At 68.1% G+C, this 20,644-nt stretch carries 20 protein-coding genes; 10 read left to right on the top strand and 10 right to left on the bottom strand.

Features of this window, described 5'->3' with window-relative positions; genetic code table 11:
* Position 1 precedes the first annotated feature (1 nt).
* Complete coding sequence (locus tag IPG97_04945) at positions 2-808, top strand: maleylpyruvate isomerase N-terminal domain-containing protein (GenBank protein ID MBK6855910.1); 807 nt, start codon at positions 2-4, stop codon at positions 806-808.
* 51 nt (positions 809-859) lie between these two features.
* Positions 860-2,410 carry an acyl-CoA carboxylase subunit beta gene (locus IPG97_04940; GenBank protein MBK6855909.1) on the top strand — a complete coding sequence of 517 codons (1,551 nt, stop codon included), beginning with the start codon at positions 860-862 and terminating at the stop codon, positions 2,408-2,410.
* Positions 2,411-2,463: 53 nt separating this feature from the next.
* Here IPG97_04940 and IPG97_04935 read toward each other — a convergent pair whose 3' ends face one another.
* Complete coding sequence (locus IPG97_04935; protein ID MBK6855908.1) at positions 2,464-2,613, bottom strand: hypothetical protein; 150 nt, start codon at positions 2,611-2,613, stop codon at positions 2,464-2,466.
* 69 nt (positions 2,614-2,682) lie between these two features.
* On the opposite strand from IPG97_04935, the gene IPG97_04930 reads away from it, so the two are divergent.
* The 3 genes from IPG97_04930 to IPG97_04920 all read left to right on the top strand — a co-directional run bounded on the left by IPG97_04930 (position 2,683) and on the right by IPG97_04920 (position 5,637).
* A complete protein-coding gene (locus IPG97_04930; GenBank protein ID MBK6855907.1) occupies positions 2,683-3,756 on the top strand; it encodes a metallophosphoesterase in 1,074 nt (357 codons plus the stop codon).
* A gap of 46 nt (positions 3,757-3,802) precedes the next feature.
* Positions 3,803-4,429 carry a maleylpyruvate isomerase N-terminal domain-containing protein gene (locus IPG97_04925; GenBank protein MBK6855906.1) on the top strand — a complete coding sequence of 209 codons (627 nt, stop codon included), beginning with the start codon at positions 3,803-3,805 and terminating at the stop codon, positions 4,427-4,429.
* 92 nt (positions 4,430-4,521) lie between these two features.
* The gene (locus tag IPG97_04920; GenBank protein ID MBK6855905.1) at positions 4,522-5,637 is read left to right on the top strand and encodes a CoA transferase; all 1,116 of its coding nucleotides are present in this window, start codon (positions 4,522-4,524) and stop codon (positions 5,635-5,637) included.
* Between the two features lie 110 nt (positions 5,638-5,747).
* Here IPG97_04920 and IPG97_04915 read toward each other — a convergent pair whose 3' ends face one another.
* Complete coding sequence (locus tag IPG97_04915) at positions 5,748-7,694, bottom strand: protein meaA (protein MBK6855904.1); 1,947 nt, start codon at positions 7,692-7,694, stop codon at positions 5,748-5,750.
* A 212-nt stretch (positions 7,695-7,906) separates the two neighbouring features.
* Here IPG97_04915 and IPG97_04910 point away from each other — a divergent pair, with 212 nt between their 5' ends.
* Entirely contained in the window at positions 7,907-8,302 is a 396-nt protein-coding gene (locus IPG97_04910; GenBank protein MBK6855903.1) for a hypothetical protein, read from the top strand.
* 31 nt (positions 8,303-8,333) lie between these two features.
* Here IPG97_04910 and IPG97_04905 read toward each other — a convergent pair whose 3' ends face one another.
* The 6 genes from IPG97_04905 to IPG97_04880 all read right to left on the bottom strand — a co-directional run bounded on the left by IPG97_04905 (position 8,334) and on the right by IPG97_04880 (position 14,063).
* Entirely contained in the window at positions 8,334-9,731 is a 1,398-nt protein-coding gene (locus IPG97_04905) for an AarF/ABC1/UbiB kinase family protein (protein MBK6855902.1), read from the bottom strand.
* A gap of 150 nt (positions 9,732-9,881) precedes the next feature.
* Entirely contained in the window at positions 9,882-10,625 is a 744-nt protein-coding gene (locus tag IPG97_04900; GenBank protein MBK6855901.1) for a hypothetical protein, read from the bottom strand.
* Complete coding sequence (locus tag IPG97_04895; protein ID MBK6855900.1) at positions 10,558-11,634, bottom strand: hypothetical protein; 1,077 nt, start codon at positions 11,632-11,634, stop codon at positions 10,558-10,560. The genes IPG97_04900 and IPG97_04895 overlap by 68 nt, the downstream gene beginning before the upstream one ends.
* An 89-nt stretch (positions 11,635-11,723) precedes the next feature.
* Positions 11,724-12,395: a sigma-70 family RNA polymerase sigma factor gene (locus IPG97_04890; GenBank protein ID MBK6855899.1), complete on the bottom strand. Its 672-nt coding sequence runs from the start codon at positions 12,393-12,395 to the stop codon at positions 11,724-11,726.
* A 118-nt stretch (positions 12,396-12,513) separates the two neighbouring features.
* A complete protein-coding gene (locus IPG97_04885; GenBank protein MBK6855898.1) occupies positions 12,514-13,146 on the bottom strand; it encodes a leucyl/phenylalanyl-tRNA--protein transferase in 633 nt (210 codons plus the stop codon).
* Positions 13,147-13,205: 59 nt separating this feature from the next.
* Entirely contained in the window at positions 13,206-14,063 is an 858-nt protein-coding gene (locus IPG97_04880) for an NAD(P)-binding domain-containing protein (protein MBK6855897.1), read from the bottom strand.
* A gap of 104 nt (positions 14,064-14,167) precedes the next feature.
* Between IPG97_04880 and IPG97_04875 the strand changes: the two genes are divergently transcribed.
* Positions 14,168-14,833 (top strand): Type 1 glutamine amidotransferase-like domain-containing protein, encoded by a 666-nt coding sequence (locus tag IPG97_04875; protein ID MBK6855896.1) that lies wholly within the window; start codon positions 14,168-14,170, stop codon positions 14,831-14,833.
* Between the two features lie 78 nt (positions 14,834-14,911).
* Here IPG97_04875 and IPG97_04870 read toward each other — a convergent pair whose 3' ends face one another.
* Together IPG97_04870 and IPG97_04865 are read right to left on the bottom strand one after the other, a co-directional pair.
* Positions 14,912-16,405, bottom strand: coding sequence for an MFS transporter (locus IPG97_04870; GenBank protein ID MBK6855895.1), 1,494 nt, complete (start codon positions 16,403-16,405; stop codon positions 14,912-14,914).
* Positions 16,406-16,634: 229 nt separating this feature from the next.
* Positions 16,635-17,522: a peptidylprolyl isomerase gene (locus IPG97_04865; GenBank protein MBK6855894.1), complete on the bottom strand. Its 888-nt coding sequence runs from the start codon at positions 17,520-17,522 to the stop codon at positions 16,635-16,637.
* A 146-nt stretch (positions 17,523-17,668) separates the two neighbouring features.
* Here IPG97_04865 and IPG97_04860 point away from each other — a divergent pair, with 146 nt between their 5' ends.
* From IPG97_04860 to IPG97_04850, 3 genes are all read left to right on the top strand, one after another.
* Positions 17,669-18,223, top strand: a complete 555-nt coding sequence (locus tag IPG97_04860) for a helix-turn-helix domain-containing protein (GenBank protein MBK6855893.1) — start codon at positions 17,669-17,671, stop codon at positions 18,221-18,223.
* A 78-nt stretch (positions 18,224-18,301) separates the two neighbouring features.
* The gene (locus IPG97_04855; protein MBK6855892.1) at positions 18,302-19,516 is read left to right on the top strand and encodes an aspartate kinase; all 1,215 of its coding nucleotides are present in this window, start codon (positions 18,302-18,304) and stop codon (positions 19,514-19,516) included.
* A 74-nt stretch (positions 19,517-19,590) separates the two neighbouring features.
* Complete coding sequence (locus IPG97_04850; GenBank protein ID MBK6855891.1) at positions 19,591-20,607, top strand: DUF4349 domain-containing protein; 1,017 nt, start codon at positions 19,591-19,593, stop codon at positions 20,605-20,607.
* Positions 20,608-20,644: the final 37 nt, after the last annotated feature.

The raw sequence follows: 20,644 nt of genomic DNA, 5'->3' as shown, positions 1-20,644 counted from the left end.
CATGTCTGCGCTCGGCCTGCTCCCGCGTGAACGCCTGCTCGAGGTGTACGAGGCCAAGGGAGCACAGATGGCTTCGGTCTCGCCGGAAGCCCTGGCCCTGCCGGTTCCGACCGTTGCCGGTTGGACGGTGGAGGACGTGATCCGTCACACCGGCAAGGTCCATCGACGGGTGTTGGCATACCTGACTGCGCCGATCGATGCCGATCCAGGGGAGGTGGCTCGTAGCGTGGCCGACCTGTCGCCGGGACCGGCGTGCCTGCCCGAGTACCGCGACGCCCACGCTGCACTCGGGCGCCGCCTCGCCGCCCTCGACCTGGATGCCCCGGTCGCCACCTTCACCGGCCCTCAGCCTGGCGGCTTCTGGGCTCGCCGCCAAGCCCACGAGCTAGCCGTCCACCTCGTCGACGTGGACGATGCCTTGCGCGAGTCCCACGGCGGGGACTCGGCTTCGTTTGAAAAGGACGTGGCCGTAGACGGGGTCGAAGAGTGGCTCGATGTGTTCCTCCCGTTGTGGCAGCGCCGGGCCGGTCGACTGCCGGAGGACCTGGACGAACGGTCGATCCACCTCCATGGAACCGACCCGTCGACCCCCGGCCCCGATGGCTCGGACCTGGCGGCAGAATGGCTGATCTCGGTGTCCGACGGCGCCGCCGTGGTTTCGAAGGGCCACGCCAAAGGCGACGTGGCGGTACGAGGCTCGGCCCCGGATCTGTTGTTGGTCCTGTGGCGCCGCCGACCGCTGACCGCCGTCGACCTCGTCGGTGACACCGCGGTGTTCGATCGCCTGGTCGATCTGATCCGGATCTGACCCGACCGCGGTCTTTTCCGACCGGTTCGAAAGAACCTCTAGCTTTGCGGGATGCCCGAGCACACCATCCGCGAGCGCCTGGACGACCTGCTGGCCCGCAAGGAGCAGGCCCTCAGCCCTGGATCCGAGCGGTCCATCCAGCGTCAGCACGACCGCGGGAAGATGTTGGCCCGTGAGCGGATCGACTACCTGCTCGATCCGGGTTCGTTCCACGAGCTCGACATGCTGGCGCGGCACCGCAGCCCCGACGTGGAGGACCGGCCCTACACCGACGGTGTGATCACCGGCTGGGGCACCGTGGACGGCCGCAAGGTGTTCGTGTTCTCCCAGGACTTCACCCTGTTCGGCGGGGCGCTGGGCGAGGTGTTCGCCGAGAAGATCCACAAGGTCATGGACATGGCCCTCAAGGTCGGTGCGCCGGTGGTCGGCATCAACGACGGCGCCGGTGCCCGCATCCAGGAAGGCCCGGTGAGCTTGGCCTCCTACGGTGGCATCTTCCACCGCAACGTGCTGGCTTCGGGGGTCACCCCCCAGATCAGCGTGATCATGGGCCCGTGCGCGGGCGGCGCCGTCTACAGCCCGGCCCTCACCGACTTCATCTTCATGGTGGACGACACCTCCTACATGTTCATCACCGGCCCTGACGTGGTGAAGACCGTGACCGGCGAGGACGTCACCCAGCAGGAACTCGGCGGCGCCCACACCCACTCCTCGAAGTCGGGCATTGCCGCCTTCACCGCCCCCGACGACAAGGCCGTGCTCGACGACGTGCGCTTCTTGCTGTCGTTCCTGCCGTCCAACAACCTCGAGACCCCTCCGATCCTGGACTCGGGTGACCCCCACGACCGGGCCACGCCCGAGCTGCTCGACCTCATCCCCGACAGCGCCAACGTCCCCTATGACATGCGCAAGGTCGTGGAGGCGGTGGCCGACGACAACGAGTTCTTCGAGTACTTCCCCCGCTGGGCCACCAACATCATCTGCGGCTACATCCGTCTCGGTGGCCAGTCGGTCGGTGTCGTGGGCAATCAGCCTGCGGCCTATGCCGGCGTGCTCGACATCGAAGCCTCCGAGAAGGCGGCCCGCTTCGTGCGGACCTGTGATGCCTTCAACATCCCGTTGCTCACCTTCGTCGACGTGCCCGGGTTCCTGCCCGGTGTCGACCAGGAGTACAACGGCATCATCCGCCATGGGGCCAAGCTCCTTTACGCCTACTGCGAGGCCACCGTGCCCCGCATCCAGGTCATCACCCGCAAGGCCTACGGCGGTGCCTACGTGGTCATGGACTCCAAGTCCATCGGGGCCGACCTGGCCTACGCCTGGCCGTCGGCCGAACTGGCCGTCATGGGGGCCCAGGGTGCGGTCGAGATCCTCAACCGCACCGAGATCGCCGCGGCCGACGACAAGGACGCCAAGAAGGCCGAACTGGTCGATGCCTACTCCGAGAAGTGGCTCAACCCGTACGTGGCCGCCGAGCGTGGCTATGTAGACGACGTGATCGACCCGGCCGACACCCGTCGGATGCTGATCGACGGCTTCCAGATGTTGGATTCCAAGAAGGAAGAGCTGCCGCCCCGCAAGCACGGCAACATGCCACTGTGAAGCCCGGCCCTTCTCCCCACACCGAGGCCTCGTCGTGATCGATCCCACCACCATCACCCCGACCCCACCGAAGAGGAGGTGGTGGCGATATTGGCTGCGTTGCAGACCGCCACCCCCGCGTCGGGGAGCCCGGCTGCCGTCGAGTCGCCGCGCTGGAAGTGGTCGGGCCGGTGGTGGTCCAAGCCGATCCCGTCGCGTCGCATCCGACCCTGGTGACCGTCGGTCGCTGAGGACGACCACCTCGGCCCAGGACGGCGGTAGGGTCACAGGCGATGGACGCCGTACCCCCCGACGGCTCTGATCCTGTCGTCGACTGGTGGGACGCGGTCAGCCACGCGTCCCCCCCGCCCGAGCTCACCACCGTTGGGTCCCGGTCCGCGGTGGTCCACGAGGGCAGCCTCATACGGCGATATCAGGGGTTGGAGCCGTCCACCGTCTACGAGCTGGACGGCTTCGCGTTCGAGACCCTGCCCGAACCCGGTGAGCTGTTGGCCACCTTCGTATCCGTCAACGATGTCCACTTCGGTGAAGAGGTGTGCGGTGAGGTCCACGGTGTGGACATCGGCCCGACCTTTCGCGCTGAGCCCGGCGACCCGCCCTATCCCGAGATGATGAACCGGGCCGCGGTGGCCGAGATCGCCGCCGCGGGTGCCGCCGCGGTGCTGGTCAAGGGAGACCTCACCTCCAACGGGACCGTCGCCGAGTACGACGCCTTCCGCTCTGTGTACGAGCCCGCCTTCGGCGATCGGCTCCACGTGGTGCGGGGCAATCACGAGTCCTACCACCACGCCCGGTTCGCGGCCGACCCGGTGCAGCGCATCGATCTCCCCGGAGTCACCCTGGTGATGGTCGACACGTCGGTGGACGGTTCGGCGGCGGGGACTCTCTCGGCCGATCAACTCGACGAGGTCGACTCGTTGGCCGCGGTGGCCGACGGCCCGGTGCTCCTCTTCGGCCATCACCACGTCGGTGACCGACGGTCGGCCGAGAAGGCCGACCACACCTTCGGCATAGATGTGGACGCGTCAGATGCCCTGGTCGACTTGGTAGCCCGCCGCCCGGCGATCCGGGGCTACTTCGCCGGTCACACCCACCGCAACCGGGTCCGTAGGTTCGAGGCCACCGGAGACGTGCCCTGGGTGGAGGTGGCCTCGGTCAAGGACTTTCCCGGGGTGTGGGCCGAATACCGGGTTCACGAAGGTGGGATCCTCCAGATCGTGCACCGGATCTCCGATCCTGCTGCCCTCAGGTGGAGCGACCGAACCCGTCACATGTATGAAGGGCTGTACGAGGACTACGCCTTCGGGAGCCTGGCCGACCGCTGCTTCGGGATCGGTCTGGGCTGAGGTCCTCGTTCGTCCGTGTCCGCTACCGACAGACCAGGAGCTACCAGTGCCCGACACCGTGTTTCGGATCGAGGAGACCTCGGATGCGTTCCGGTTCGCCAGCCATTGGTGGCGTTCCATGGTCGGAGCGGTGGACAGCGACTACTGGAACCAGCCCGCGCTGGGGGAGTGGTCGGTCCGTGAGCTGGTGGCCCACACCGACCGGGCCTATCGGACCGTGATCGACTACCTGACCGGAGAGACGGTCGACCCCACCCCGATCGCTACCGCCGCTGAGTACTTCCGGATCGTTCTGGCTGAGCAGACCCCACACGTTCACATAGCGGCCCGAGCCAAACGCGAGGCGGCCGAGCGAGACGATTGGGTGACCGCCACCGACGAGTTGGCGCTCCACTGCGAGAAGCTCATCGCCGACACCCCCGCCGACGCCACCTGCCACCTGATGGTGGGCGAGATGGCGCTGGATCAGTACCTGGCCACCAGGGTCGTCGAGTTGGTGGTCCACGGGCTCGATCTGGCCGATGCCATCGGCCTGGACGTGAACCCGCCCCCGGCATCGGCCGACGTCACCGTCCGGGTGCTGTCGGATCTGGCTGGAGACAGCGCGGCCACCGCCTCCATCCGGGCCTTGACCGGGCGACGCCCGGGTCGTGGCTGTCACGTCCTCCAGTGATAGGCCACGACGGCGACCACGAGGCGCGGCCGCAACCCCCCGCACCCCCCGGACCCGGTGACGGGCCGTTGCACGACCTCCGGGTCATCGACATGGCCACCGTGGTGGCCGGCCCCGGTTGCGGCCGCTATCTGGCCGATTTCGGGGCCGACGTGATCAAGGTGGAAAGACCTGGCTCGGGTGACACCACCCGAGCCATGGGTTGGACCGACCCTCGAGACGACGTCACGCTGTGGTGGAAGCTCATCGGCCGAAACAAGCGAACGGTGGTGCTCGACCTCAAGGATCCGACCGACCTGGACGCCATGGTGCGCTTGGCGGCCACCGCTGATGTCTTGATCGAGAACTTCCGGCCTGGCACCCTCGAGCGGCTGGGTCTGGATCCGGTGGAGCTCATCGCCGCTAACCCCAAGTTGGTGGTGACCCGTGTAAGTGGGTTCGGTCAGGACGGCCCCTATGCCCAGCGCCCCGGGTTTGCCACCCTGGCCGAAGCCATGTCGGGCTTCGCCGCCATCAACGGTGAACCAGACGGCGCCCCACTGCTCCCACCCATCGCCCTGACCGACGAGGTCACCGGCCTGGTCGCGGCCTTCGCCACCATGGTCGCCCTTCACTCCGGCGTGGGCCAGGTCGTCGACGTCAACCTGCTCGAGTCGTTGTTCCAGATGATGGGCCCACTGATGAGCCACTGGAAGCTGAACGGTGGCCTCCAACCACGGTTGGGCTCGGGGATCCCCTATTCGGTGCCAAGGGGTACCTATCTCTGTGCCGACGGGCTGTGGGTGGCGATTTCCACCAGCGCCGAGTCTGTAGCCCAGCGGGTGATGGAGATCGTCGGGTTGGGTGGCGATCCGAGGATGGAGGGCTTCGCCGGGCGGATCGCCCACCGTGACGAGGTGGAAGCCCGAGTGGCCGATTGGTGTGCGGATCGACCACGCCACGAGGTCCTGGCCATCTTCGAAGCGGCCCACGCCGCCGCCGCCCCCGTCTACGACATGAGCGAGCTGGCCAAAGATCCCCATGTTCAGGCCCGGGGAACGGTCGTAGATCTGGACGGTGCTCCCATGCAGGGTTTGGTGGCGCGGTTGTCGGAGACGCCGGGTCGCCTGCGCTGGGCCGGTCGCCCGCTCGGCGCCGACACCGCGTCGGTGCTGGCCGAGTTGGACGGCATTTGGCCTCGTTCGATGCGTGACCAGCACGAGGGGTAGCCGGTTGTCAGGGACTCGAGGTGGAGTCGCGCCGCTCTGACCGGTGCGGCGTGGTGGGACCTCGTCGGCCCGCGTGGGTCCTGGCCTGGGTGGCCCTGTCGGCTGGCTCCTTACCCGACGAGGTCGAGGACCTCGCCCATGATGCGGGCCAGCTCGAAGTCCTTGGGGGTGTACACCGCGGCAACGCCCTGGTCGAGCAGGCGGGGCCGGTCGTCCTCGGGGATGATCCCGCCGGCGATGACCGGGGCGTTGACCCCGAGCTCGCGCACCAGGCGGACCACCTCGGGGATCAGCTCAAGGTGGCTGCCCGACAAGATGGACAGGCCGATCACGTCCACGTCCTCGTCTCGGGCCACCGCGGCGATCTGCTCGGGAGTCAAGCGAATCCCCTGGTAGATCACCTCGAACCCGGCGTCGCGGGCGGCAACGGCGATCTGCTCGGCTCCGTTGGAGTGACCGTCGAGACCGGGCTTGGCCACCAGGAATCGGGGTGGTCCTTCGGTCCGAGCCTTGATCCGCTCGGCCACGTCGCGCAGCCCCTGGGACCCGCCGCCGGCTCCGGCCGCGGCCGCCACTCCGGTGGGGGCCCGGTATTCGCCGAAGGTCTCACGCAACACCTCGGCCCATTCGCCGGTGGTGCCGCCGGCGTGGGCCAGGTCGATGGTGGCCGGCATCACGTTCTCGCCCGAGCGCGCCACGCGGCGCAGCTCGTCGAGGCTGCGCTTCACCGCGTCGGAGTCCCGGGTGCTGCGCCACTCGGCCAGATCGGCGTTGGCCTGCTCACCCACGGCGGGGTCGACCTTCAAGATGTTGTCGTCACCGTCGAGCGGCGAGGGAGCGGTCTCGGTGAAGCAGTTGACACCCACCACCTTCAGCTCACCCGATTCGATGCGGCGCATCCGCTCGGCATGGCTGCGCACAAGGCGGCCCTTCAGCTCGTCGATGGCCTCGAAGGCCCCGCCCAGCGACAAGACGTCGTCCAGTTCGGCCTGGGCCTCCTCGATCAAGGCGTTGGTCTTGGCCTCGATCACGTGAGATCCGGCGAAGATGTCGTCGTACTCCAACAGGTCGGTCTCGAAGGCCAGCACCTGCTGGATCCGCAGTGCCCACTGTTGGTCCCAGGGGCGAGGCAGACCCATGGCCTCGTTCCAGGCCGGAAGCTGGAGCGACCGGGCCCGGGCATCTCGTGACAGGGTGACACCGAGTGCCTCCAGCACGATGCGCTGCACGTTGTTCTCGGGCTGGGCCTCGGTGAGGCCGAGACTGTTGACCTGCACGCCGTAGCGGAAGCGGCGGGCCTTGGGGTCGGTGACGCCGTAGCGCTCAGCGGTGAGGCGGTCCCACATCTGGGTGAAGGCCCGCATCTTGCAGGTCTCCTCCACGAAGCGGATGCCAGCGTTCACGAAGAAGCTGATCGATGCGACCACGTTGGCCATGCGGTCCTCGGGGACCTGGCCCGACGCCTGCACGGCGTCGAGCACGTCGATGGCGGTGGCCAGGGAGTAGGCGATCTCCTGGACCGGTGTGGCTCCGGCCTCCTGCAGGTGGTAGCTGCACACGTTCATCGGGTTCCAGTGGGGGATCCACTCCTGACAGAAGGCGAACATGTCGACGATCAGGCGCCGTGACGGCAACGGCGGGTAGATGTAGGTGCCGCGGCTCAGGTACTCCTTGACGATGTCGTTCTGGGTGGTGCCCCGCAGCGCCTTGGACTCCACGCCTTGACGTTCGGCGTTGGCCACGTAGAGGCCGAGCAGCCACGCCGCGGTGGCGTTGATGGTCATCGAAGTGTTCATCTCACCAACCGGGATCCCGCTGAGCAGCGTCTCCATGTGGCCGATGTGGGAGACCGGTACACCGACCTTGCCGACCTCGCCTCGAGCCTTGGGATCGTCGCTGTCGTAGCCGGTCTGGGTCGGCAGGTCGAAGGCGATCGAGAGCCCGGTCTGGCCCTTGGCCAGGTTGGTGCGGTACAGCTCGTTGGAGGCCTTGGCCGTCGAGTGGCCCGAGTAGGTCCGCATCATCCACGGACGGTCCGGCTGGCGCTGGTCGGTCATGCCCCATTCTCCGCCGTGCCGACCTGAAATGTCACACCGAGCGAACCCGGGAACCTGACGCAACGTCAGATCTTCGCGGCGTGGCGCGCCGGCAAAGACATCCCCTGTTGACCGGTGAAGGCTTCGGCGGTGCCCTGGTCTGGCGGTTCGACCCGTCCGGTTCGGGTGTTTGTCGGTTTCCGGTCGCGGCCGGTGCCGTAGCGTCCGACGCTGTGGATGACGAACTGGCCCGGCGAACCTACGGGGGCTACTTCTTGATCCAGGCCATCACCGGGGCGGCGTTTTGGATTCTGTTGTGGCTACGAACCGAGGAGCGCGGAGGTTTCGAGATGCTCGGGGCCGAGCGGGCCGTAACCAACTCGTTCCTGTTGGCCGACCTGGTGCTGGGCATCGTCGGTTCGTTGGTTGCGGCCGGCGGGATCCTGGCCGGTCGCCGGTGGGCCCCCGCCGTCGCGATGTTCGTGGCCGGCGGGATCGTGTACGCCACCGTCTACATACTTTTCTGGGTCGGGGCCACGGGGCAGGCACCGGCGATGCTGGCGGTGATGGTGCCCCCGGCGTTGCTGTCGACCTTCGTGGCGGTGCAGGTGGCCAGGACCGGCCGCTGAACCCTGGGCCGGTCCGAGTCGCCCGGCCGCGTCAATCCGGCAGGGTGATGCCCTGGTTGGCGACGAGTTGAGCCACGTCGTCGGGAAAGACGTTGCGCACCAGGAACGCGTCCCTGGCCAGCACGTAGCCGGGGGCCAGGACCTTGGCGTAGCGCTCGAAATAGAGGAGCTGCTTGGACACCAGCACCAGCTCTTTGGGGGCGGTGAGGCCAAGCTGTTGGGCCAGCTCCAGGTTGGCCTTGAGGCTCTCTCCCAGAGGTATCGAACCGACGCCTTGAACCAGCATCGGTTCCATGATCATGGCTATCTGGGGCCCGGCGATCTCGGGGTCGATGTCGGCGGGCATGGCCCCCACCCGCTGGTAGGCCCGGACCACCCGCCGGTAGTCCTGGTCGATCATGGCGGTGTAGAGGATGTCGCTCAGGGTCTGCTTCCAAAGATCAGGCAGTTCACCCATGATCCCGAAGTCGAGGTAGGCGGCCCGGCCATCGTCCAGCACCCACAGGTTCCCGGCGTGGACATCGCCGTGGAAGGGCCCGTGGATCAGCGCCGCTTCCATCCACACCTTGATCCCCCGCCGCAGGAGCAGCTCGCCGTCGATGCCCATGGCCTCGATCACGTCGAACTCGTCCATCGGAACTCCGGACATGCGCTCCATGCAGATCAGGTGGGGTCCGCAGTACTCCCAGTAGACCTCGGGAGCGGTGATGCCGGCGTTGTCACCGAAGGCGGAGATCTGGTCTCTGAACCGGGTCTGGCGGTGGGCTTCCAGAACCGCGTTCAGCTCCTGGTTGGTGACCTGGTGCAGGTCCTCGATGATGGCGGTGACGTTGGCGGTGCTCATGGCCTTGAGCCGGCTGAGCACGGTGCGGGCGATGAAGTGCTGGATCCGCAGATCTGTGTTCATCCGCTCGGCGATGTCGGGCCGTTGCAGCTTGAGCACCGCCTGGCGTCCGTCAGGGAGCTCGACTGCGTGGACCTGGGCGATGGACGCCGACGCCAGCGGCCGGTCGTCGAACGACTTGAACAACTGGCCCGGTGGTCGGCCCAGTTCCTTGGTGACCATGGCCCTCACCTCGGCCGGGTCGAACGGGCCGACCTCGTCGAGGGTGCGGGCACAGGCCTCCACCAGCGGTTCGGGGAACAGGCTGGGTGATGATGCGATCAGCTGGCCCAGCTTCACGAAGGTGGGACCGAGGACCTCGAAACCGTCGACCAGGCCCTCGGAGGCGGCGGCAGCCGGTTTTCGGCCTTGGCGGCGGATTCCCCACAAGACCAGGGCTCGAAGCACCGAGGCCACCAGTACGAAACCGATGACGAAGGCCCTGCGCACCTCGGCCAGGCCGAACCTGTCGAGCTGAGGTGGGTGGACACGGAGCGCTTCGGGCGGCGGACCGTCGGCGTAGGGGCCGCGGAAGTGGGTGATCAGACCGGCCCCGTCGGTGGCGGGTGGGGCGGCGTCGGACACGGCTCGGGTCGGGTCGGTCACGCTCCCAGCCTGCCAGAACTTGACCACTTGGTCAGGTTGGTCAGCCCGTCGGGACAGGTTTGATCCGACCTGCCCCGACGGGTCCTCGGCTCAACCGCCGACAGTGGTGGTGGGCATGTCGGGATCCACGCCCGGATCCCCGGGGAACTGCATGGATCCGTCGCCGGTCGCCCAGGGGACCGCCCTTCGGGCCAGCTCGTTGCCCGAAGCGTCGTAGGCCACCGCCTCGACCGGTTGACGGGCCAGGTCTCCACCCGACGGAGTCATCTCGGCCACCCAGGCGTGGACGCCGGCCCCAAACACCAGTTCAGCCTCTGCCACCACGTTGCCGTCCCGGTCGACCAGGACCACCCTTGTGACCGCCTCTGACACCTCGCCGGCGCCGAAGGTACGGCCTTCGATGGTGGTGGTGGACAACTGTCCGAACACCGGCTCGGTTCCGGGCCCTCCATCGCCTCCGGGACCTTCGCTGACAGCTCCGCCCTCGCTGCTGGTGGAGGAATTTCCGCTGAGCGCAACCGTGAGCTCCAGGATGGGTTCGGGCTGGGTGTCAGCGACTGGCTCGTCGGAGCTGCCGGTCCCTTCTGAGCTTTCGCTGTCGCTGCTCACCTGTCCGCTCGCTCCGGCGTCGTCGGAGATGACGTCGTAGGTGACCAGTCGCAGCACCCACCCGGTGCCGTCAGCGAACTGGCCCCGGGCGACCTCCTGGCTCTGCTCTGGGTCCTGCCAGCCGAGCAGGTCGCCGAGCTTGGTCGACTCCAGAAGCTCACGCCATCGGGCGTCGTCGACCGGTTCGAGGTTTTCGGCCGCCGCTTCCACCGCGGCGCGATCCATCCCGAGGCCCGTGATCGAAATCGCCTCTCCCGGCCGTTCCAGCCACAGCAGCACCCAGCCCTCGACTCCGGTATCGGGGCCACCAATGCGTCCGACCACTCCTTGGTGGCCGCACCGTGACCGCTTCGGACTCGGCCAGGAACAGCCGCTGGGTGAAGGTGGAGGATTCATCCGCGGCGGCCACGGTGACCGTGAGCATGGACTGGGGGTCAGCGCCGTTGGACATGTACGAGGCCATGTGGGCCCGGCGGCCGATCCCGCCCCGTGCTGCCGCCATGGGTGATGCACCCATCAGGCCGCCGGGGTCATTGCTCAGCAGGCTCCAACCGTCGGGGAGGATCTCGCTGTCCACCACCGGCTCGAGCCCGTCGACGGTGGTCGCTCCGGCGACCTTGGTGATGAGCTCGCGTTGGACGTCCCGGCCGATCACCATCAGGGTCCGGCCCGCCGGTTGGCCCGGAAGGGCCATGGCCAACATGGTCGTACCCCCGTACGCGGGGTCGGATTGGATGACGGCGGTCTGCTCGCCGATCTGCACAGTCTCGGGAGAGTCCTCGCCGGAGAGGTCCATTTCGTTGGCCATCACCGTGATCCCGAGGCGGGGATCATCCACTGCCGGACCGTAAGTGATCAGCGGCCCGCCCTCGGCGTCCGTTCCGGCCAGGTCGGTCCCTGAGTCGTCGATATCGGCGACCCCGGCCAGCTTCAGACCTTCGGGCGGAGGTTCGGGCAGGTACGGGCGGATCAGGTTGGTGCGGACCTGCCCGGCCGGGGTCTGGTCGTCTCCGTCTCTCGAGGTCGACCACACCACGCCGGCGGCGACCACGGCGATCACCGCGGCCGCCGCCAGCAGTAGTCGAGCCGGTCTCCGGGGGTCGCTATCGGCCATGGTTGGGGCCGGGACCGTCGCGACCCGTTCTGGGTCGAAGGTGGGGACCGGTCTGGTAGTCGCTTCGGTCAGGACCTGATTTGCTGCGGCCCGGCCTCGGGCATCGATGTCGTCGATCATCGGGACTCCCGTGTGGGTGTGAGTGTCGGTGTCCGTCTGCCGGGACGAACGTCGGGTGGAGTGCTGGTTGGCGGGAGACGTCGGGTCGTTCATCGCTCTGCCCCCATCGCGGTTCCGTGCCCTGCCTCTGTTGTCGCCTGAGCAGAGAGTTGGTCGGCCAACGCCTTTCGGCCCCGGTGGAGGTGGACCTTCACCGTCGACTGTCGACAGCCCAGGATGTTGGCGATCGCCGCCACCGACAGGTCTTCCAGGTAGTGGAGGGCCAGGCACGCGAGCTGACGCTCGGGAAGTGACCGCATGGCCGCCCAGAAGACGGGGTCGGTGGTTCGGTCGGTGGCCGCGTCTCCGGTCAGGTCGGTTCCTGCATGGGTGGCACCGTCCCGCTCCATCGAGGACCAGCGCTCCAGCCCCCGGTTCTCCACGGCCCGGTGTCGATGGTACGAAGCGGCCCGGTTGATCACCGCCCGCCTGACCCACGCCCCGGGGCGGTCGAACCGCGCGACGTCGGCCCACCTCCGGTAGGTGTCGGTGAAGGCATCCTGGGCCAGTTCTTCGGCTTGGACCCAAGACCCGGTCAGCGTCCAACCGAGGGCGACGATGGCAGACCATTCGGCCCGGTACAGGTCGTCAAAGGCCCCGGTAGTGACCGCGGTCGGTTGCCCCGACGGTTCGGTGGAGCCTTCCGGCTCGGGTGCTGTTCGGAGATGGCGTTGAGGCCGATCTGGCACCGTCGTTACCTCCACGCGCTTCAGGTCTGTCATGGCACTCACTCGCCGCAAGACGCCGTCAGGTTTACCGCACTCTCGGAATTCTCCCGGCGAACAGGACCGAACCGTTCCGGCGCGGACCCTCGGCGTCAGACCGGTGCGGCAGCCCGGGTCAGCAGAAGGCGGTGGTCTGGGGGAGGGCCACCGCCTCGGCGGCCATGGCGACGTAGCCAGCCCGGGGCACGTCCACCGCGCCCAGCGACTCCAGGTGGTCGGTGGTCCACTGCACGTCGAGCAGGGTCGTTCCGCCGGTTCGGAGGCGTTCGACCAGTTCCACCAGGGCCACCTTGGATGCGTCGGTGCGGTGGCTGAACATCGACTCGCCGGCGAACAGTCCACCCACCGCCACTCCGTACAAACCGCCAACCAGCTCGCCTTCTGGGGTCCAGGTCTCGACCGAGTGGACCCAGCCCATCTGATGCAGGTGGGTGTAGGCGTCCACGATGGACCGGTTGATCCAGCCGTGGTCCCGGCGGGGGTCGCCGCACGCGGCGATCACCCGGTCGAAGGCGGTGTCCACCCGCACCTGATAGCGCTGGCAGCTCCGACGCAACGACCGGCTGATCCGCAGACCGTCGAGGGGGATCACACCGCGGGGGTCGGGCGACCACCACCCGACCGACCGCTTCCGGAACGGCATCGGGAACAGCCCGGCCCGATAGGCGGCCAGTACCGTCCCCGGTTCCAGATCGGCCCCGACCGCGACCAGGCCCGACGGATCCGAACCTTGGCGCGGGTCGGGCATCACCCAGGAAGTGGGCTCCGGTTCGACCGGAGGAAACGGGGGACCGGTCGGGTTCGTGACTACTTCTTGGAGTAGTCGTAGAAGCCGAGGCCGGACTTCCGGCCGAGCTGCCCGGCGGTGACCATGCGGCGCAGGGCGGGGACCGCGGCGTAGTTGGGGTCGCGGAACTCCTCGTAGAGGGCGTCGAGGATCGACAAAGACGTGTCCAGGCCCACCAGGTCGAGCAGGGCGAGCGGACCCATGGGGAAGTTGCAGCCGCCCTTCATGGCGGTGTCGATGTCGTCACGGCTGGCGGTGCCGTTCTCCAGCATCCGCACCGCGTTGTTCAGGTAGGGGAACAGCAGCGCGTTCACGATGAACCCGGCCCGGTCCTTGACCTCAACCGGGTCCTTGCCGCAGGCCCGGGCGAACTCGGTGACGGCGGCCACGGTCTCGTCGGACGCGGTGAGGGGCCGGATGATCTCGACCAGCGACATCATGGGTGCCGGGTTGAAGAAGTGGACACCCACCACCTGCTGGGGACGGTCGGTGACCACGGCCATGTTCACCACCGACAGGGTCGAGGTGTTGGTGGCCAAGATGGCGCTCTCCTTGGCGATCCCGTCCAACTCCTTGAACAAGGCGGTCTTGACGTCGAGGTCCTCGACGACCGACTCGATCACCAGGTCGCAATCGGCCAGGGCGCCGATGTGATCGGTGGCGGTGACGCGGGCCAAGGTGGCGGCCTTGTCATCTTCGGTGAGCTTGCCCCGCTCGACCTGCTTGGTCAGCGACTTGTCCAAGGCGGCGACCATGGCGTCGGCCGACTCCTGCTTGCGCGACCGCAGAACCACGGTGTGACCGGTCTTGGCTGCCACCTCGGCGATGCCCGACCCCATGATCCCCGAACCCAGAATGCCAACGCTCTTGATCGTCATGGCGGGCCAAGCTACCGACCCTCCGCCATGCCCGCCCAAATGACGGACCTCGACGGGAGTCGACCGGGTCCAGGCCGGGCGAGGTGCCGGGGTATGGTCGGCCCATGACCGGGACCTTGGCGTTGGTGGGTGGTGGCGAGTTCACCGACGGGTGCAGCTTCGATACCGACCTCCTGGAGGCGGCCGGCACCGACGAGGTGCTGGTCTTGCCTACCGGTGCTGCCTATGAGCACCCCCAGCGTCTGGTCGAGCAGGCGGTCTCGTGGTTCGACCGTCTCGGAGCAAAGGCCCGGGGGCTCGATGTCTTGGCCCGTCCCCACGCCATGGACCCCGAGAACGCCGCCGTCGTGGCCGGATCTCGGTTCACCTACCTGGTCGGCGGGTCGCCCATGCACGCCCGCTCGGTGCTCATGGATTCGCCGGTGTGGGAGGCGTTGACGACGGCATGGCGCAACGGCGGGGTCCTGGCCGGTTCCTCTGCGGGAGCGATGGTGATGTGCAATCCCATGGTCGATCCCCGGGGTGGGGCGTTCACCGTTGGGTTGGACCTGCTGGTGGGTGTGGCCGTGATCCCGGCCCACGATCACTGGTCCGAGGATGCCGCCCACCGGACCCTGCGCATGTGCCCACCAGACCTGGTGTTGGCCGGCGTGGACGAGCGCACCGCCCTGATCCGGGCCGCCGATGGCACCTGGAGGAGTAAAGGGGCTGGAGAGGTAGCGGTGTTCCTGGGCGGTCAGCCGGCCGACCTCTCGGCTCTGCCCGTCTGATCCCGAACGGGTCTCCACCCCCTCCGACAGTGTTACCAGCAGGCTGAACGCCAGAGCTGTCATGGCTGGCCGAAGAGATCAGCCCGCCATGGCCGGCTCGACGCTGAGTCCGGCAACCTCGATCCCTGGGTGACCGCTACCCGCAGTGGCCTCGACCACCGCCGGAGTGGCATCGGAGGGGTTGCGACCGGGCTCCACCAGCCACCTGCCGGCCACCATGGCCAGCGCCGCGGCTCCGGCCATGATCAAGAACCCGACCCCGGTCGATGCGAACAGGAGGGTGGTCAGGAAGGCGATTCCGCCGGCGTTGCCGTAGGCGCCGACCATGCCGGCGATCTGGCCGCTGGCCTTCTTGTTGACCAACGGGACGATGGCGTAGACGGCGCCGTTACCGAGTTGGGCGAAGATCGAGGTGACCACCACCAAGGCGAAGGCCGCGGCCACCGGCCAGTCGCCCGACACCGTTGACAGGGCCACGAACCCGAGGGACAGGCCGGCCAGAAGGGTGGACAACCAACGACGGCGACTGCTCACCACGTCCGAGAGCATTCCGCCCATGGGTCGGGACACCAGGTTGAGCACGGCGAATCCGGCAGCAGCGGCGCCCGCCACCATCTCCGACAGTCCCCAGGTCCGCTCGAAGTACTCGGGCAGGAACGACACCGCAGCCAGCTCGGAACCGAAGGTGCAGGCATAGGCGAAGGCCAGGGCCACGACTGATCGGAACGGGTACTGCTCGGCGGCAGGTACGGCGTTGGCGCGGGCCGCGGTGTTGGTGCGCCAGATCGCGGTGAGCTGAAGACCGAGGAGCACCACTACGAAGGCGAACCCGCCGACCATGCCAGCCGAGCCGATCACGCCGGCCACGTTGATCCGCCACACGATGACTCCGAGAGCGAAGGCCAGTGGCACCGACAACGCCATCAGGCCGAACACGGACCGGCGGTCAGGGACCTGGAGTGCGGTGGCCGACCGGGTTCGCTCGAAGGGAACTCCGGCGGGGGTGTCGTCCACCAGGCGGAAGTAGGCCAGGCCGTAGATGGCGGCGGCCACACCCACCCCACCGGTGGCCCAGCGCCAGCCATCAGGTCCGCCGATGAGGGCGGCCAGCGGCGGGAGGGCGAGGGTGGCGGCGGCGGCGCCGAAGTTGCCCCACCCGCCGTAGATGCCCTCGGCGGTGCCCAGCTCGGAGCGGGGGAACCACTCCGCCACCATCCGGATGCCGACGACGAAACCGGCCCCGACCACGCTCACCGCCAGTCGGCTCACCACCAACATCTCGAAGCTCTGCGCCGTGGCGAACAGCAGGCTGGCAGCCGCGGCGTAGACCAGGATTCCGGTGAAGGTGCGGCGGGGACCGATGCGGTCGAGCAGGGTGCCGACCACCAAGCGGGCGGGGATGGTCAGCGCCAGGTTGCAGAGCCCGAGGGTTACGAGCTGACCCTTGGTGAGATCGAACTGGCGCCCGATGGTGGTGGCGAAGGGGGCGAAGCTGAACCACACCACGAACGTGCAGAAGAAGGCGAACCAGGTGAGGTGCAGGGTCCGCTGGGCGGGGCCTTTCCGGAACATGGTTCGGGTGAGCTCGAGTACGTGGCGCCCCGGCGACGGCGCGCGTGTGGTGGTGGCGGTCATGGTGAGACCATCCCGCACGGCGGTTTCTTCGCCGTGCGCTCGGCGTTACTTGGCCGAGACGGCCTCCGCTCACCCGTGGCGAGAGGGTGTGAGGACGTGGCGCGCTGGTGTTTCCGGCACCCAACAGGCTCGGTGGGCTAGGCGCTGGAGCCCTGGCTCGGGATGATCAGGTCTGGGTGATGGATACCGACTGGATGGCCACTGGTGAAGACGGGACACCGGTGCCGTCGTCTAGTTCGGCGATGGCCACCAGCACGTCGAGTCCCGACACGGTCTGGCCGAACACCACGTAGGAGCCAGCGCTGGGGCCCAGCTGGGCGGGATCGCCGAGGTAGCGGCCTCCCTCGTTGGCCAGCAGGAAGAACTGGGCACTGCCGCTGTTGGGGGCTGAGGTGCGAGCCATGGCCAGCGCGCCGGGTCCGTAGTCATCGGCGCTGAACGGGAGGGCCTCGTCGGGGATGGTGTATCCCGGACCGGGGTCGCTGTTGGACTGGGTGTGGGGCGAGCCGCCCTGGATGATGCCGGTGGAGGCCTCGGTGCGGAACAGGTCGGTGCCGTCGAAGTAGCCGAACCGGGCCAACGTCACGAAGTTGTTGGTGGTGATCGGGGTCCGTTTGGTGTCGAGCTCGACGGTGAACTCACCGAGGTCGGTGGTGAAGGTGGCGGTGTAGGTACGCGAGGGGTCGATGCAGAGCTTGGGTGCGTCGGTGAAGTCGATCACCGGGACTTCGACCCCCTCGACGGGCGGGCACTCTCCGATCCCGTGCTCGGGAGCTTCGGTGGGGCGGCTGACCGAGCTCGGCTCGGAGGCCGCCTCCTCACCGGAACCGTCGGTGGTCGACGTGGATGTGGGCTGGTCGGCCTTGTCATCGGAGTTCGATGTCGAGCCGCAGGCAGTGAGGGACAGGAGTACGGCCACGATGATGATGCCGACGCCGAACAGCACCACGTTCCGGATGGTCTTGATGCGGCGGGCCTTGGCCTCGGCTGCTTCCTCGGCGGCGATCCGGGCGGCGCGGTTGGCCTTCTGGCGCTCTCGTTTTTCGGTTCCCATGGTGGCCAGACCCTACAAGCGCGCCATCGGGTCTCTCATGTCGGAGCAGTACCCGAGGGCGTGAGGGAGACGGGTCTGACCAGCTCGAGCCGACACCCTCCGTGGTTGGGTATTGCCGATCCGTGCTGAGCGGGCACAATGGGGAGGTGACCTCAGCCGCCGCCGCCGACGACACCATCACCGAGGCCGGCCCCGCTTCGTTGGACGAGGACGGTTTCACCCGTGCGGTCGGTCAGCGCCTTCGGGCCATCCGCCAGGCGCAGGGGCTGTCGCTGGCCGAGGTCGAGGTCCGTTCGGAGGGGAAGTGGAGCGCCTCGGCGGTGGGCGCCTACGAGCGAGGGTTCCGCACGCTGTCGCTTCCCCGCCTGCGGGCACTGGCCGACTTCTACAAGGTGCCCGTTGGTGTTTTGCTTGGAGAGCCGACCTCGATGGCCCCGGCGGGCGAGCGACGCAAGATCGTGCTCGACCTCGAAGCGGTGGGCCGCATCGACCCGGCGGCCCCGATCCGCCGGTTCGTGCATTCGATCATCGACGCCCGCGGTGACTTCAACGGCAAGGTCCTGTCGCTACGCCACGACGACCTCAAGGCGCTGTGCACGTTGGTGGGCGGGGACATCCCGACCGGAGTGGCACAACTGCGCTCCTGGGGTGTCATGGTCGACGGACCCGAGGTACCCGCCGATCCGCTGCACCAGGTCTGAGGACCCCGCTCGGGCTGCCAACAGCGGACCTCGTACCCGTTTCCCACTGACCGGACCGGGCGGATACCGTGCCACGCCGTGGGCGTAGTCGTTCAGAAGTTCGGTGGCACCTCGGTTGCCGATCCCGAGCGGATCCGTGAGGTGGCCGACCACGTGGCGCGCACCGTCAAGCGGGGCGACCAGGTGGTGGTGGTGGTCTCGGCCATGGGGAAGGAGACCGATGAGCTCCTGCACCTGGCCAGCCAGGTCTCCAAGACCCGCCCGGGCCGGGAGATGGACATGTTGATCACCGCCGGTGAGCGCAAGGCCACCGCGCTGCTGTGCATGGCCCTCCACGATCTGGGGGTTCCGGCCGACTCGTTCACCGGGAGCCAGGCCGGCTTCCTCACCGACACCAACCACATGAACGCCAAGATCCTCGAGGTGCGAGCCGACCGCATCCGCGCCGCGGTGGACGCCGGGCGGGTGCCGGTGGTGGGTGGTGCCCAGGGCGTCTCCACCGAGAACGACGTCACCTTCTTGGGTCGGGGCGGCAGCGACACCACGGCCGTGGCTCTGGCCGAAGCGCTCGGTGGCGTGTGCGAGCTGTACACCGACGTGTCGGGCGTGTTCACCACCGACCCGCGTGTGGTGCCGGTCGCCCGCAGGATGTCCCGCATCTCCTTCGACGAGATGCTCGAGATGTGCGCGGCCGGATGTCCCAAGCCGGCCATGCGGGCCGTCGAGTTCGCCCGCACCCACGGCGTTCCGCTCCACGTTCGTTCGGCCTTCACCTGGGAGCCGGGGACCTGGATAATCGAGGAGGATCCTGAGATGGAAGACGCGATTGTTTCGGGCGTGGTCGGCGACGACTCCGAGGCCAAGATCACCATCACCCAGGTACCCGACCGCCCCGGGGTGTCGGCCAAGGTGTTCCGGGCATTGGCATCGGCCGACGTCAACGTGGACATGATCGTGCAGAACGTGTCCGAACACGGTCACACCGACATCTCCTTCACCCTTCCTGCCGGTGAGCTGGCCACGGTGCTGCCCTTGACCGAGCAGGTGGCAGCCGAGATCGGCGCAGACCGGGTCCTCTCGGACCCCTCGATCGCCAAGGTGTCGCTCGTGGGAGCGGGCATGCGGACCAACCCGGGGGTGGCAGCCACCGTGTTCGAGACCCTGGCCGCCAACGGGATCAACATCGAGATGATCTCCACATCGGCCATCCGCATCTCGGTGGTGGTGGCCGGCGACCAGTGCGACCGTGCCGTAGCGGTCCTCCACACCGCCTTCGGCCTCGACGCCGCCTGACCAGCGCTCCTGGCGGGTCGCTTCGACGGCCAGCCGGGAACCTTTCGGCGATGGGTTTCGTCTAGAACCACGTGATGAATCGACGGGCCTCTCTGGTTGTTCCGGTCATAGCGGTGTTGGGCCTTGCTGTCGGGTGTTCCGAGAGCAAGGAGAACTTCAACACCGTCGGGATGTCGATCTCCGACGCCACCGCCGGTGGGGCTTCCGGCGAAGGGTCCACTGACTCCGGCGGGGATGCCGCGGCCGAGACGGCCAAGGCGGGAGCCGAGGTACCCGACGGTGCCGAGGTACCCGGCGTGCGCAGGGAAGTCATCTACACGGCCGACATGGTGGTGCGGGTGGACGACATCGAGAAGGCGGCGGACCGGGCCCGAGATCTGGTCTCCGCGGCCGGTGGCCACGTCGGCCAACAGACGGCGACGCTGGAGGGTGACCGGGAGGTCTCGATCACCTTGCGGATTCCGGTGGGTGACTTCGACGCGGTCCTCGGCGATATCGCCGAGTTGGGCGAGGTGCTCGAGAAGCAGCTCGATGCCCAGGACGTCACCGACCAGGTGGTGGATCTCGAGGTCCGCATCTCCCGAACCGAGGTGAGCGCCCAGCGCCTCCGGGAGCTGTTGGCCGAGGCCGATGGGGTGCTCAACCTCCTGGCCATCGAGACCGAGCTGACCAATCGGGAGACCCAGATCGAGCAGATGAAGGGCCAGCTCCAGGTCCTGCGCGACCAGGTCGATCTGTCCACGGTGACGGTCCGCTTCACCGAGGACCAGGCCACCGATCCCGAGGTCGCCGATGACCTGCCCGGCTTCGCCAAGGCCTTCCGAGCCGGAGGCGTGGCCATGGCCAACGTCGGCCTCGTGCTCGTGGCCGGGGTCGGGTTCGTCCTGCCGTTCACCCCAATCCTGGTGGCGGCGTGGATCGGACGGCGCTGGTGGCGGCGACGTCACCCCAAGAGTCCGAAGCAAGCGTTCACGCCGCCGGGCTGGCCCGTTGGCGCGGGCGGGGCCCCTACGCCTCCTCCGGGGCCCCCGACGTCCCCCGACGTCTCCGACAACTCCGACAACGACGGGGTCGATGATCCCGGGTCATGAACCACCTGCGCCTGGCGCCTCGCCTGGGAAGGCGGGA

The organism is Microthrixaceae bacterium (genome assembly GCA_016702505.1).
Taxonomy (GTDB): Bacteria; Actinomycetota; Acidimicrobiia; order Acidimicrobiales; family Iamiaceae; genus Aquihabitans.
The sequence above is the reverse complement of the archived record's forward strand: the minus strand, read 5'-3'. Positions and strand labels throughout refer to the sequence as shown.

Bases quoted from the DNA above. Each gene is read 5' to 3' on its own strand.
- IPG97_04945 (MBK6855910.1), top strand. From the start codon at position 2: ATGTCTGCGCTCGGCCTGCTCCCGCGTGAACGCCTGCTCGAGGTGTAC.
- IPG97_04940 (MBK6855909.1), top strand. From the start codon at position 860: ATGCCCGAGCACACCATCCGCGAGCGCCTGGACGACCTGCTGGCCCGC.
- IPG97_04935 (MBK6855908.1), bottom strand. From the start codon at position 2,613: ATGCGACGCGACGGGATCGGCTTGGACCACCACCGGCCCGACCACTTC.
- IPG97_04930 (MBK6855907.1), top strand. From the start codon at position 2,683: ATGGACGCCGTACCCCCCGACGGCTCTGATCCTGTCGTCGACTGGTGG.
- IPG97_04920 (MBK6855905.1), top strand. From the start codon at position 4,522: ATGGCCACCGTGGTGGCCGGCCCCGGTTGCGGCCGCTATCTGGCCGAT.
- IPG97_04915 (MBK6855904.1), bottom strand. From the start codon at position 7,694: ATGACCGACCAGCGCCAGCCGGACCGTCCGTGGATGATGCGGACCTAC.
- IPG97_04900 (MBK6855901.1), bottom strand. From the start codon at position 10,625: ATGGATCGCGCCGCGGTGGAAGCGGCGGCCGAAAACCTCGAACCGGTC.
- IPG97_04895 (MBK6855900.1), bottom strand. From the start codon at position 11,634: ATGATCGACGACATCGATGCCCGAGGCCGGGCCGCAGCAAATCAGGTC.
- IPG97_04890 (MBK6855899.1), bottom strand. From the start codon at position 12,395: ATGACAGACCTGAAGCGCGTGGAGGTAACGACGGTGCCAGATCGGCCT.
- IPG97_04885 (MBK6855898.1), bottom strand. From the start codon at position 13,146: ATGCCCGACCCGCGCCAAGGTTCGGATCCGTCGGGCCTGGTCGCGGTC.
- IPG97_04880 (MBK6855897.1), bottom strand. From the start codon at position 14,063: ATGACGATCAAGAGCGTTGGCATTCTGGGTTCGGGGATCATGGGGTCG.
- IPG97_04875 (MBK6855896.1), top strand. From the start codon at position 14,168: ATGACCGGGACCTTGGCGTTGGTGGGTGGTGGCGAGTTCACCGACGGG.
- IPG97_04870 (MBK6855895.1), bottom strand. From the start codon at position 16,405: ATGTTCCGGAAAGGCCCCGCCCAGCGGACCCTGCACCTCACCTGGTTC.
- IPG97_04865 (MBK6855894.1), bottom strand. From the start codon at position 17,522: ATGGGAACCGAAAAACGAGAGCGCCAGAAGGCCAACCGCGCCGCCCGG.
- IPG97_04850 (MBK6855891.1), top strand. From the start codon at position 19,591: ATGAATCGACGGGCCTCTCTGGTTGTTCCGGTCATAGCGGTGTTGGGC.